Annotated in this window: 11 protein-coding genes; 4 read left to right on the top strand and 7 right to left on the bottom strand. The window is 63.6% G+C overall.

Annotated features, from left to right (window positions below; all coding sequences use genetic code 11):
• Positions 1–65: 65 nt before the first annotated feature.
• A complete protein-coding gene (locus L6D64_RS04150) occupies positions 66–1,025 on the top strand; it encodes a glutathione S-transferase family protein (protein WP_176508843.1) in 960 nt (319 codons plus the stop codon).
• Positions 1,026–1,059: 34 nt separating this feature from the next.
• Here L6D64_RS04150 and cysG read toward each other — a convergent pair whose 3' ends face one another.
• The 6 genes from cysG to L6D64_RS04120 all read right to left on the bottom strand — a co-directional run bounded on the left by cysG (position 1,060) and on the right by L6D64_RS04120 (position 8,686).
• Positions 1,060–2,451: a siroheme synthase CysG gene (gene cysG, locus L6D64_RS04145; protein ID WP_176508844.1), complete on the bottom strand. Its 1,392-nt coding sequence runs from the start codon at positions 2,449–2,451 to the stop codon at positions 1,060–1,062.
• A complete protein-coding gene (serS, locus tag L6D64_RS04140; RefSeq protein ID WP_176508845.1) occupies positions 2,452–3,732 on the bottom strand; it encodes a serine--tRNA ligase in 1,281 nt (426 codons plus the stop codon).
• 30 nt (positions 3,733–3,762) lie between these two features.
• A complete protein-coding gene (gene crcB, locus L6D64_RS04135) occupies positions 3,763–4,137 on the bottom strand; it encodes a fluoride efflux transporter CrcB (protein WP_176508846.1) in 375 nt (124 codons plus the stop codon).
• A complete protein-coding gene (locus tag L6D64_RS04130; protein ID WP_176508847.1) occupies positions 4,134–5,459 on the bottom strand; it encodes a replication-associated recombination protein A in 1,326 nt (441 codons plus the stop codon). Before L6D64_RS04130 ends, crcB begins: the two co-directional genes overlap by 4 nt.
• A 12-nt stretch (positions 5,460–5,471) precedes the next feature.
• Positions 5,472–6,095: an outer membrane lipoprotein periplasmic chaperone LolA gene (gene lolA / locus L6D64_RS04125; protein ID WP_060511141.1), complete on the bottom strand. Its 624-nt coding sequence runs from the start codon at positions 6,093–6,095 to the stop codon at positions 5,472–5,474.
• 62 nt (positions 6,096–6,157) lie between these two features.
• Positions 6,158–8,686: a DNA translocase FtsK gene (locus tag L6D64_RS04120; RefSeq protein WP_176508848.1), complete on the bottom strand. Its 2,529-nt coding sequence runs from the start codon at positions 8,684–8,686 to the stop codon at positions 6,158–6,160.
• A gap of 362 nt (positions 8,687–9,048) precedes the next feature.
• Between L6D64_RS04120 and aat the strand changes: the two genes are divergently transcribed.
• From aat to infA, 3 genes are all read left to right on the top strand, one after another.
• Positions 9,049–9,729 (top strand): leucyl/phenylalanyl-tRNA--protein transferase, encoded by a 681-nt coding sequence (gene aat / locus L6D64_RS04115; protein WP_054886816.1) that lies wholly within the window; start codon positions 9,049–9,051, stop codon positions 9,727–9,729.
• Positions 9,730–9,785: 56 nt separating this feature from the next.
• Positions 9,786–10,493: an arginyltransferase gene (locus tag L6D64_RS04110; RefSeq protein WP_054886817.1), complete on the top strand. Its 708-nt coding sequence runs from the start codon at positions 9,786–9,788 to the stop codon at positions 10,491–10,493.
• Positions 10,494–10,593: 100 nt separating this feature from the next.
• On the top strand, positions 10,594–10,812 hold the full coding sequence (gene infA, locus L6D64_RS04105; RefSeq protein ID WP_002553999.1) for a translation initiation factor IF-1: 219 nt from the start codon (positions 10,594–10,596) through the stop codon (positions 10,810–10,812).
• Positions 10,813–10,961: 149 nt separating this feature from the next.
• Here infA and clpA read toward each other — a convergent pair whose 3' ends face one another.
• A complete protein-coding gene (clpA, locus tag L6D64_RS04100) occupies positions 10,962–13,232 on the bottom strand; it encodes an ATP-dependent Clp protease ATP-binding subunit ClpA (protein ID WP_054886818.1) in 2,271 nt (756 codons plus the stop codon).
• Positions 13,233–13,241 lie beyond the last annotated feature (9 nt).

The raw sequence follows: 13,241 nt of genomic DNA, 5'->3' as shown, positions 1-13,241 counted from the left end.
TATTCGAACGTTTTCCCCTAGACTGGGCTCCAACGCTTAACAACTTTGTTTCCGAGGAGCTCAACATGGGCCTTTTGATCGACGGCCGCTGGCACGACCAGTGGTATGAAAACGGCAAGGACGGCACCTTCAAACGCGAAAACGCCCAGCGTCGCAATCAGCTGCCCGCCGCGGAAGCCGGCCGCTACCACTTGTACGTTTCGCTGGCCTGCCCATGGGCCCACCGCACCCTGATCGTGCGCGCACTCAAGGGCCTTGAGCCATTGATCGACGTATCGGTGGTGAGTTGGCTGATGCAGGATCACGGCTGGACCTTCGACCAGCAGCAAGGCTCCACTGGCGACCACCTCGACGCCCTGCAATACCTGCACCAGCGCTACACCCAGGACGACCCGCACTACACCGGCCGCGTAACCGTGCCCGTGCTGTGGGACAAGAAAGAAAAACGCATCGTCAACAACGAATCGTCGGAGATCATCCGGATCTTCAACAGCGCGTTCAACGAACTGACCGGTAACACCTTGGACCTGTACCCCGAGCCGCTGCGCCCGACCATCGAAGCGCTGAACGAGCGCATTTACCCGGCAGTCAACAACGGCGTGTACCGCGCAGGCTTCGCCACTACCCAGGACGCCTACGAGGCTGCCTTCGATGACGTATTCAACGAACTGGACCATCTGGAACAGCTGTTGGGCCGCAATCGCTACCTGGCCGGCGAATACCTGACCGAGGCCGATGTGCGCCTGTTCACCACCTTGGTACGCTTCGATGCGGTGTACCACGGGCACTTCAAGTGCAATCTGCGCCGCCTGAGCGACTACCACAACCTGTCCAACTGGCTACGCGAGTTGTACCAGTGGCCGGGCATCGCAGGCACTGTGGATATGGAGCATATCCAGAAGCATTACTACATGAGCCACAAGACCATCAACCCGAACGGCATCGTGCCCAAGGGCCCGCTTCAGGACTTCAATCAGCCCCATGATCGGGAACGGTTGGCGGGCAAAGGGATTTATCAGGCTTGAGATAGCCGGGGCCGCTTTTGCGGCCCCAACGATTTCAGCTGTTTTGCGCGCCTTCGAACCAGGCCAGCTTGTCGCGCAGTTGCACCACTTCCCCAACGATCACCAAGGTCGGCGCATGCACTTCGTGCCGTGCCACCAGCTCCGGCAAATCTGCCAAGGTGCCGGTAAACACCCGCTGGTTGCGCGTAGTCCCCTGCTGCACCAGGGCCGCTGGCGTGCTGGCCGCCCGCCCATGGCGGATCAGCTCGGCACAGATGGTCGGCAACCCCACCAGCCCCATGTAGAACACCAAGGTCTGAGCCGGCGCCACCAGGTCATGCCAAGGCAGGTTGCTGGTGCCATCCTTGAGGTGACCGGTGACGAAGCGCACCGATTGTGCATAGTCACGGTGAGTCAGCGGAATGCCGCCATAGGCCGAACATCCGCTCGCTGCAGTAATCCCCGGCACCACCTGGAACGGGATACCGTGCTCGGCCAGCTCCTCGATCTCTTCGCCACCCCGGCCGAAGATGAACGGGTCGCCGCCTTTGAGGCGCAACACACGCTTGCCCTGCTGGGCGAGGTCGACCAACAGGCGGTTGATCTGGTCCTGGGGCACGGAGTGGTCGGCGCGGCGCTTGCCAACATAGATACGTTCGGCATCACGCCGGCACATCTCGATGATGGCCGGTGCCACCAGGCGGTCATACAGCACCACGTCGGCCTGCTGCATCAGGCGCAAGGCTCGGAAGGTCAGCAAGTCCGGATCACCCGGCCCCGCCCCCACCAGATACACCTCACCGCCCTGCTGCACCGGGGCACCTTCGACCATCGCCTGCAACAGGCGCTCGGCCTCGGCGCCCTGCCCGGCAAGCTGGCGCTCGGCAATCGGCCCCTGGAACACGGTTTCCCAGAAGCCTCGGCGCTGATTGACATCCGGGTACAGGGATTTGACCTTGTGCCGGAACCGCGCTGCCAGCCCGGCCAGCTCACCGTAAGCCGACGGAATCCAGGCCTCCAGCTTGGCGCGGATCAAGCGCGCCAACACCGGGGCGTCACCGCCACTGGACACCGCGATCACCAACGGGGAACGGTCGACGATGGCCGGGAAGATCACCGTGCACAAGGCCGGCGCATCCACCACGTTGACCGGCAGGCTCAGCGCCTGTGCGTCAGCCGACACCTGGGCGTTGAGCCCAGGGTCGTCGGTGGCTGCGATCACCAAACGGCAACCGACCAGGTCACCCGCCTGATAGCCACGCACCAGCACCTCACCGCCACCTTCCCGGGCCAACGCGGCCAGCTGACCGTCGATGTCCGGCGCCACCACGCGCAGCGCAGCGCCGGCATCCGCCAGCAGCCGCGCCTTGCGCAAGGCGATCTCACCGCCGCCGACGACCAGCACCCGGCCGCCCTGCAGCTTGTGGAACAGCGGCAGGTAATCCATTTAGCGGATGACCTCGACGCCGCCCATGTACGGCTTCAGCACGTCCGGTACGCGAATCGAACCGTCGGCCTGCTGGTAGTTCTCGAGCACGGCCACCAAGGTACGGCCTACGGCCAGGCCGGAACCGTTGAGGGTGTGCACCAGCTCTGGCTTGCCGGTTTCCGGGTTGCGCCAGCGAGCCTGCATGCGGCGTGCCTGGAAGTCACCGCAGTTGGAGCAGGAGCTGATCTCGCGGTACTTGTCCTGGCTCGGCACCCACACTTCGAGGTCGTAGGTCTTCACAGCGCCGAAGCCCATGTCGCCGGTGCACAGGGCCAGCACGCGGTAGGGCAGCTGCAGCAGCTGCAGGACGCGCTCGGCGTTGGCGGTCAGGCTTTCCAGGGCTTCCATCGACTTGGACGGTTCGACGACCTGAACCATCTCGACCTTGTCGAACTGGTGTTGGCGGATCATGCCACGGGTGTCACGGCCCGACGCACCGGCTTCACTGCGGAAGCAAGGGGTGTGGGCAACCAGTTTCAATGGCAGCTGCCTGGCGTCGAGGATCTGGCCGGCAACCAGGTTGGTCAGCGACACTTCGGCGGTCGGGATCAGGTAGAAGTCAGCTTCGCCTTCGCGGGTGATCTTGAACAGGTCTTCCTCGAACTTCGGCAACTGGCCAGTGCCCTGCAGGGCCGGGGCCTGCACCAGGTACGGGGTGTAGTGTTCCTCGTAGCCGTGCTCGCCGGTGTGCAGGTTGATCATGAACTGCGCCAGGGCGCGGTGCAGGCGGGCAATCGGCCCGCGCAGCACGGCAAAGCGCGCGCCAGACAGCTTGGCCGCGGCTTCGAAGTCCAGGCCGCCGCTGACTTCACCCAAGGCGACGTGGTCCTTGATCTCGAAATCGAAGGCGGTCGGCGTGCCCCAGCGGCGCACTTCGACGTTGTCGTCTTCGCTGGCACCGACCGGTACGCTGGCGTCCGGCAGGTTGGGAATGGTCAGCAGGATGCTGTCCAGTTCGGCCTGGATAGCATCCAGCTCCACCTTGCCAGCGGCCAGTTCATTGGCCATGCGCTCGACGTCCGCCATCAGCGGGGCAATGTCCTCGCCCTTGGCCTTGGCCTGGCCGATCGACTTGGAACGGGCGTTACGCTCGGCTTGCAGCTGCTCGGTGCGGGTCTGCACCGCCTTGCGGCGCTCTTCCAGTGATTCGATGCGCGCGACATCCAGGCTGAAGCCACGGGAGGCCAGGCGATCCGCCACTTCCTGAAGTTGGCCGCGTAACAGTTTGGAATCGAGCATATCGTTCTCTCGTTATGGATAAGTGTTGGTTCAGAATCGGGTCAGGGACAGGCCGGCCCAGGTGGCCAGGAGCCCGCCCACCACGCTGATACTGGTATAGCCCAAGGCGAGGGGCACTTGCCCACTTTCGATCAGGCGCACGGTATCGAGCGAGAAGGAGGAAAAGGTCGTCAGGCCACCGAGGAAGCCGACGATCAGGCCGGCGCGCAGTTCGACCGGCGCCAGCGGCTTGTGCAGGAACAGGCCGTAAAGCAGGCCGATCAGCAGGCAACCCACCAGGTTGACCGCCAGCGTACCGAGATAGAAGTGCCGTGGCCAGTTGGCCGCGACCCAATTGGCGGTGGCGAAGCGTAGCAAGGTCCCGGCAATACCACCGGCGCTGACTGCAGCGATCAGGGCAATCATGGTTTTCTCCGCTGTCGGGGGCTGTTGCGGTCAAGCTCGGCCAGGTGGCGCAGTTTCTCGCCGATCTTCAGCTCCAGGCCTCGCGGCACGGGCTGGTAGTACTGGCGTGGCTCAAGCGCCTCGGGGAAGTAATCCTCACCAGCGGCATAGGCATCGGGCTCGTCGTGGGCGTAGCGGTATTCTTCGCCATAGCCCAGTTGCTTCATCAGCTTGGTCGGCGCGTTGCGCAGGTGCAGCGGCACTTCCAGCGAGCCATGTTCGGCCGCCTCGCGCAAGGCGGTCTTGAAGCCCACATAGACGGCATTGCTCTTCGGTGCACAGGCGATGTAGGTGATGGCCTGGGCCACTGCCAGCTCGCCTTCCGGGCTGCCCAGGCGTTCCTGCACGTCCCAGGCGGCCAGGCACAGGCTCAGGGCCCGCGGGTCGGCGTTGCCGATGTCCTCGCTGGCCATGCGCACGACGCGACGGGCGATGTACAGCGGGTCGCAGCCGCCGTCGAGCATGCGCGCGAACCAGTACAGGGCGCCATCGGGGTTGGAGCCGCGCACCGACTTGTGCAGCGCGGAAATCTGGTCGTAGAACGCCTCGCCGCCCTTGTCGAAACGCCGCCGGCTGTCGCCGAGCAGGCTTTGCAGCATCTCGACGTCGATCTCGCTGCCATCTTCGGCAAGGTCGGCAGCGTTCTCCAGGAAGTTGAGCATGCGCCGGCCATCGCCATCGGCGGCAGCCATGAGCATCTTGAAGGCGTCGTCACCGACGCGCAGGTTGCGCTTGCCCAGCCCGCGCTCTTCCGTCAGCGCACGCTTGACCAGCTTGCGCAGCGCCGCTTCGTCCAGGCTCTTGAGCACGTAGACCCGCGCCCGCGACAGCAAGGCGTTGTTCAGTTCGAACGACGGGTTCTCGGTGGTGGCTCCGATGAACAGCAGCGTGCCGTCTTCCACATAGGGCAGGAAGGCATCCTGCTGGGACTTGTTGAAGCGGTGCACTTCGTCGACGAACAGGATGGTGCGTCGGCCATACTGGCCGGCCTGCTGCTTGGCCACTTCGACGGCCTGGCGGATTTCCTTGACCCCCGCCAACACCGCCGAGACCGTCTCGAAGTGCGCATCGCAGAAGTGCGCCAGCAGCCGTGCCAGGGTGGTCTTGCCCACCCCCGGCGGCCCCCAGAAGATCATCGAGTGCAGCGCCCCCTGCTCCAGCGCCTCGCGCAGCGGTTTGCCGCGCGCCAGCAGGTGCTCCTGGCCGACGTATTCGTCCAGGTTGGCCGGGCGCAGGCGGGCCGCCAGAGGCTGGGCGACGGGTTCGCTTCGAAACAGGTCCATGGCGAGCTCTGCTTACTCCTTGATGACGTCGGCGCCTTTGGGGATGTCGAACTTGAACTGGCTGTCCGGCACCGCCTGGTTGGCCTTGACGCCATTGAACAGGATGTTGGTGCGCTGGCCGACGCTGTCGATCAGCTGCATGTCATTGATCAGGCCCTTGCGGAACGACACGCGCAGCGAGTCGAACAAGGTGTCCTTGGTCTTCGGCTTGAGGGTGAAGTCCATCACGTCACCCTGCTCCTTGGAGGTGATGTCGAAGCTCTGGCTGATCTTCGACACGTCACCGGACAGCAGCAGTGCCGGGGTCTGGTTCAGGCGCTGGTCGAGCTTCTTGATGGTCGCCTGCTCCAGGTCCGGGTCCCACAGGGTGACGTTCTTGCCGTCGGACACCACTACCTGCTCCTGCGGCGCATTGGTGTGCCAGTAGAACAGGCCCGGGCGCTTCACCGTCATCTTGCCGGACGTTTCCTGCAGGCTGGTACCGCCTGCGTCCAGGGTCAGCTGGGAGAAGTTGGCCTCGATGGTCTGGGATTTTTCCAGCAACTGGGTCAGGCGTTGTACATCTTGCTCACCGGCATAAGCAGTAACCGAGCCCAGGGTCAGGGCAGAAACCAACAGCATGCGAATCGCGCGCATGGGAATCCTCATTGAGCATTGAAAAGGCCGGGCGCCACCGTTGGCGCCCGGCAGGGTGTTCATCAGTCGCGCGGGCCACCCGGGGCAATCACTTCCCGCGAGCCGTTGCTGTTCATCGGGGTGACCACGCCGGCCATCTCCATCGACTCGATCATCCGCGCGGCGCGGTTGTAGCCGATCTTGAGCTTGCGCTGTACGGCCGAGATGGAAGCGCGGCGGCTTTCCAGCACGAACTGCACGGCCTCATCATACAGGGCATCGGTTTCGGCATCGTCACCATCGCCACCGCCGCCGCCGCCATCGAAGCCGCTGCCAGCCTCTTCGACGCCATTGAGGATGTCATCGTTGTAGTCCGGCGCGCCACGCAGCTTCCACGCCTCGACCGTGCGGTGCACTTCATCGTCGGAGACGAACGCACCGTGCACACGGATTGGCAGGCTGGTGCCCGGCGGCATGTACAGCATGTCACCGTGGCCGAGCAACTGTTCCGCGCCGCCCTGGTCGATGATGGTCCGCGAGTCGATCTTGCTCGACACCTGGAACGCCATGCGGGTCGGGATGTTGGCCTTGATCAGGCCGGTGATCACGTCCACCGACGGGCGCTGGGTGGCGAGGATCAGGTGGATACCGGCGGCCCGCGCCTTCTGGGCGATACGGGCGATCAGCTCTTCGACCTTCTTGCCGACGATCATCATCATGTCGGCAAATTCGTCGACCACCACGACGATGGTCGGCAAGGTCTTCAGCGCCGGCGGCTCGTCGTCCATGCTCTCGCGGCGGTACAGCGGGTCGTGGATGATCTCGCCGGCTTCCTGGGCGTCCTTGATCTTGCGGTTGAAGCCAGCCAGGTTACGCACGCCCATGGCCGCCATCAGCTTGTAGCGCCGCTCCATCTCGGCCACGCTCCAGCGCAGGGCGTTGGCGGCGTCCTTCATGTCGGTGACCACCGGGCACAGCAGGTGCGGAATGCCCTCGTAGATCGACAGCTCGAGCATTTTCGGGTCGATCATGATCAGCCGCGCGTCTTCCGGGCTGGACTTGAACAGGATCGACAGGATCATCGCGTTGACACCCACCGACTTACCGGAACCGGTAGTACCGGCCACCAGCAGGTGCGGCATCTTGGCCAGGTCGGTGATCACCGGCTTGCCGCCGATGTCGTGGCCCAGGGCCAGGGTGACCGGCGATTTCTGCTCGTCGTATTCCGGCGTCGCGAGCACTTCCGAGAAGCGCACCATCTGCCGGTTTTCGTTGGGGATCTCGATACCCACGGTGGTCTTGCCGGGAATGACCTCGACCACCCGCACGCTGGTCACCGCCAGGGAACGCGCCAGGTCCTTGGCCAGGTTGGCAATGCGGCTGACTTTCACGCCAGCGGCCGGCTGGATTTCGTAACGGGTAATCACCGGGCCCGGGTGGATGGAGTCCACCGAGACTTCGACGCCGAACTCCTTGAGCTTGATTTCCAGCAACTGGCCGACACCGGCCAGGGACTCTGGCGAGTACTCGATCTTCTTCTGTTCGGCCGGGTCGAGGATGGAAATCGACGGCAAGGTCCCCTCCACGGCGCTGTCGACGAACAGCGGCGCCTGTTTCTCCTTCATGACCCGCTTGCTCGGCTCCGGCGCCCTGGCCGCGGCCGGGGCCACGATGGTCGGGGCCGCTGCTGGCTGCTCGCGGGAGACCACAGGCTCGCGCGGCACGACAGGTTCGCGGGCGAGGGTTGGTTCGCGAGGCACTACAGGCTCGCGGGCGAGTGTCGGCTCACGGGAAAGGGTCGGTTCACGCGGCTCGACGGGCTGGGCCGGGGCTTCCTCACGCTTGAAGATGCGCTCGCGCAGCGCCGGTTTGGCTGGCTCACGCTTGTCGCTGGCCTTTGCTCCCAGATCGAACACCGGGTCGTCCACTTCACGCAGTTGCGCCTCCAGGCGCTTGCGCTCGTTGCGTGCCTCCCACCAGCGGCTGGCCGCACCCTGTACCAGTTCGAACAGGTCGAGGGTGATCTTGCCGGTCATGTCCATCACCTTGAACCATGACAGGTCGGTGAACACGGTCAGGCCGAACAGGAACAGGGCAATGAACATCAGGGTGCTGCCCTGCACGTTCAGCAGGTTGCGCGCCAGGTCGCCGAGGCTCTCGCCCAGCGCACCGCCCGCGGAAAACGGCAGGCTCGCCGGCGGATGGAAATGGATATGCGCCAGCGCCGCGCCCGACAGCACCAGGAACACCAGGCCGATCAGCCGCCAGGAGAACAGCCAGCCGCTCCATTGCCACGGCTGGTGCCGTTCGCGGAAGATCTGCCAGGTCTTGATCGCCAGCAGCAGCGGGAAGATATAGGCGAAGTAGCCGAGCACCATGAACAGGATGTCGGCAAAGTACGCGCCGGCACGCCCGGCGGCATTCTGCACCTGGTCGACGTTGCTGGTGTGGCTGAAGCCCGGGTCCGACGTGTCGTAGGTCAGCAGTGCCATCCACAGGTACAGGCATAGGGCGCCGACAGCGATCAACGCACCTTCCTTGAGGCGGTAATGCAGCTGCTGCCGCCACAGGGGCACGGGCAAGGGAGCTGGAGTTGCGGTGGATTTCTTCAAAACGCGTCTATTCCTGCGCGTGCTGCGCGTCCAGTAGTGATCGGCCGGTGTCTGGCCAATGAACCACTACTTTTAACATTACTGCCCGCCAGCCGCCATGACGGCACGCCGTATGGAGCTCGAGTGGGGGCGACTTTCGTATAGGTGCAATTTGAGCATGCATTGCCTTCTGTGACAAAGGCTTATGCTGTGTTTTTGCACAGGTGTGACAGCAAATGTAGCGGATGGTGCCTATGCCTTCATGAATGTGTAGGAAATTGCCTATTCTGCTGCCAGCCAATCACTGTTGAGCCTGCCAGCATTGACCCCGCAAGCCCTGCAAGCCATGCTGCCCTCTCCCCTCCCCCACCGCACGATAGACCATGCTCACCTGGCTGACCCGCGACTCGCTGACCTTCCCGCCCCTGGAAAAGGCCCTGCACGACCCCAACGGTTTGCTCGCCGCTGGCGGCGACCTGAGCCCCGAGCGCCTGGAGCAGGCCTACCGGCATGGCTGCTTTCCCTGGTATCAGGACGGCCAGCCGATTCTCTGGTGGTCACCTGACCCGCGCACCGTGCTGTTCCCTGACGAGCTGCACGTCTCGCGCTCGCTGGCCAAACTGATGCGCCAGGGCCGCTACCAGGTCAGCTTCGACACCGACTTCCCTGCGGTGATCGCCGCCTGCGCTGCCCCGCGCGACTACGCCGACGGCACCTGGATCACCGACACCATGCGCAATGCCTACTGCGAACTGCACCGGCGCGGTATTGCCCATTCGGTAGAAGTGCGCGCAGACGGCGTGCTGGTCGGCGGCCTGTATGGCCTGGCCATCGGTCAGCTGTTCTTCGGCGAGTCGATGTTCAGCCGTGCCGACAATGCCTCCAAGGTCGGCTTCGTGACGCTGGTCGAACACCTGCGCCAGGCCGGCTTCGTGCTGATCGACTGCCAGATGCCCACCAACCACCTGCACAGCCTGGGCGCCCGGGCCATCAGCCGTAGCCGCTTCGCCGACTACCTGGCGCGCCACCTCGACCAGCCCAACAGTGCTACCTGGGTTTGCTAGGCGAGTTTTGCCAGCTGGCTTACACTTAAAGCAAAGTCTCACCGAGGGGGTTGATCATGACAGAGTTGGCGCGGTTGAAGTTCTATGCCACTCAACCCCACTCCTGCAGCTACCTGCCGGACGAACAGGCCACCACGCTGTTCCTCGACCCCAGCCAGCCGATGGACGTGCATGTGTATGCCGATCTCTCGGAAATGGGCTTTCGCCGCAGCGGTGACCACCTGTACCGCCCGCATTGCCAGAACTGCAATGCCTGCGTGCCAGCGCGCATCCCCGCCGCGCGCTTCATCCCCAACCGCCAGCAGCGGCGCATCCTCAAGCGTAATGCCGACCTGACCGTGACGGCGGCGCGCCCGGCGTTCAAGGAAGAATATTTCGACCTGTACCGGCGCTACATCGAGACCCGTCACGCCGATGGCGACATGTACCCGCCGAGCCGCGACCAGTTTTCCACCTTCCTGGTCCGCGACCTGCCGTTTTGCTGGTTCTACGAGTTCCGCCTCGAAGGCCGCCTGCTGGCAGTGGCCGTCTGTGACCTGCTGCCCAATGGCCTGTCGGCGGTATACACCTTCTACGAGCCGGAAGAAGAACGCCGCAGCCTCGGGCGTTTTGCCATCCTCTGGCAGATCACCGAAGCCTTGCGCCAGGATCTGGAAGCGGTGTACCTGGGTTACTGGATCAAGAACTGCAAGAAAATGAACTACAAGACGCAGTATCGGCCTATCGAGTTGTTGATAAACCAGCGCTGGGTCACCCTCAACTGAAAGCATTGGCTTGACACACAGTTTTCGGGCATAATCCACGCCACTTTTTTGCCCGGTGCGGTATGCGTCGGGCCAACACTGGATCCGAGGGCTCTACTGCATGTCGAAAGAAGACAGCTTCGAAATGGAAGGTACTGTCGTCGACACCCTGCCCAACACCATGTTCCGCGTGGAGTTGGAAAACGGGCACGTCGTAACCGCGCACATCTCCGGAAAGATGCGCAAGAACTACATCCGCATTCTCACTGGCGACAAGGTCCGCGTCGAACTGACGCCCTACGACCTGAGCAAGGGCCGCATCACTTACCGTGCGCGCTAAGCTCAAGCCATGAAAAAGCCCGGCCATGTGCCGGGCTTTTTTGTGTCTGCTGAAACCGCGTCGCGGCTAAAGCCGCTCCTGCAGGGATATCGCAATCCCCTGTAGGAGCGGCTTGAGCCGCGATGGGCCGCATAGCGGCCCCATACGATTTACGCAACCTCAGCCGTGGTCTCGAAGTCGAACACCAGTTCGCCATCGCGCAGGTCGACGTGCACCACGCCACCGTGCTCGGCCAGCTCACCAAACAGGATCTCCTCAGCCAGCGGCCGCTTGATCTTGTCCTGGATAAGCCGCGCCATCGGCCGTGCACCCATCTGCACGTCGTAGCCGGAAGCAGCCAGCCAGCCGCGGGCGGCATCACTGACTTCCAGCAGCACCCGCTTGTCTTCCAGCTGCGCCTGCAACTCGATGAGGAACTTGTCGACGATGCTCTTGATCGTCTCGGTGCTGAGGCGGCCAAACTGGATGATGGTGTCCAGGCGGTTGCGGAACTCCGGCGTGAAGCTCTTGCGGATGACTTCCATGGCATCGGACGCGTGGTCCTGATGGGTGAAGCCGATCGAGGCCCGCGCGGCAGTTTCGGCGCCGGCGTTGGTGGTCATGATCAGGATCACATTGCGGAAGTCGGCCTTGCGCCCGTTGTTGTCGGTCAGGGTACCGTGGTCCATCACCTGCAGCAGCAGGTTGAAGACTTCCGGGTGAGCCTTCTCGATTTCGTCGAGCAGCAGCACGCAGTGCGGTTGCTTGGTGATCGCTTCGGTCAGCAGGCCGCCCTGGTCGAAGCCAACGTAGCCAGGCGGCGCACCGATCAGCCGCGACACGGTGTGACGCTCCATGTACTCGGACATGTCGAAGCGCACCAGCTCGACGCCCAGCGCCTTGGCCAGCTGCCGCGCCGCTTCGGTCTTGCCCACACCGGTCGGGCCGGCGAACAGGAACGAACCGACCGGTTTGTCCGGCGACTTGAGGCCGGCCCGGGACAGCTTGATGGCGGTGGCCAGCGAGTCGATGGCCTGGTCCTGACCGAACACGGTCAGCTTCAGGTCGCGCTCGAGGTTACGCAGCAACTCCTTGTCGGAACTGGTGACGTGCTTCGGCGGAATCCGCGCGATCTTGGCGACAATGTCCTCGACCTGCGGCACATCGATACGCTTGACCCGGCTGGCTTCAGGCTGCAGGCGCTGATAGGCGCCCGCTTCGTCGATCACGTCGATGGCCTTGTCCGGCATGTGGCGATCGTTGATATAGCGCGAGGCAAGCTCGGCGGCGGCGCGCAGGGCTTCGTCGCTGTACTCGATGTTGTGGTGGCTCTCGAAGCGGCCTTTCAGGCCACGCAGGATACCGACGGTGTCTTCCACCGACGGCTCGCTGACATCGACCTTCTGGAAGCGCCGCGCCAGGGCACGGTCCTTCTCGAAGATGCCGCGGAATTCCTGGAAGGTGGTCGACCCGATGCAACGAATCTCACCGGACGACAGCAGCGGCTTGAGCAGGTTGGAGGCATCCATCACCCCGCCTGACGCCGCACCGGCACCGATGATGGTGTGGATTTCATCGATGAACAGAATCGCTTGCGGGCGCTTTTTCAACTCACCGAGCAGCGCCTTGAAGCGTTTTTCGAAATCACCGCGGTATTTGGTACCCGCCAGCAGCGCACCGAGGTCCAGCGAATAGACCACGCTCTGCGCCAGCAGGTCCGGCACCTGGCCGTCGACGATGCGTTTGGCCAGGCCTTCGGCGATGGCAGTCTTGCCGACACCGGCCTCACCGACCAGCAGCGGGTTGTTCTTGCGCCGCCGGGCCAGAATCTGCGCCACACGCTCGACTTCCTGCTCGCGCCCCACCAGCGGGTCGATTCGGCCGGCACGGGCCAGTTCGTTCAGGTTGCTGGCGTAGGCGTCCAGCGGGTTGCTCGAAGAGGAGGTTTCGCCGCCCTCTTCGTCCTGCATGTCCTGGTCGCTTTCGGAATGCGAGCCATGGCCCGGCACTTTGGAAATGCCATGGGCGATGTAGTTGACCACATCGATACGGGCCACGCTCTGCTGCTTCAGCAGGAACACGGCCTGGCTTTCCTGTTCGCTGAAGATCGCCACCAGCACATTGGCGCCGGTCACTTCGCGCTTGCCGGAACTCTGCACGTGGAACACGGCACGCTGCAGCACCCGCTGGAAGCCCAGGGTCGGCTGGGTTTCGCGGTCTTCGTCGTTGACGGGGATCAGCGGGGTAGTGGAATCGATGAACTCTTGCAGGTCGTGCTTGAGTTTGTCGAGATTCGCGCCACAGGCGCGCAGAACGGTCGCGGCAGCCTCATTGTCAAGGAGTGCCAGCAGCAGATGTTCGACGGTCATGAACTCATGACGCTTCGAACGAGCCTCCTTGAAGGCAAGATTGAGGGTGACTTCGAGCTCGCGGTTTAACATAGCTTCACC

Origin of the sequence: Pseudomonas urethralis, assembly GCF_021602465.1 — a bacterium.
GTDB classification, from domain to species: domain Bacteria; phylum Pseudomonadota; class Gammaproteobacteria; order Pseudomonadales; family Pseudomonadaceae; genus Aquipseudomonas; species Aquipseudomonas vlassakiae.
This window is presented reverse-complemented; position numbering and strand designations above follow the sequence as displayed.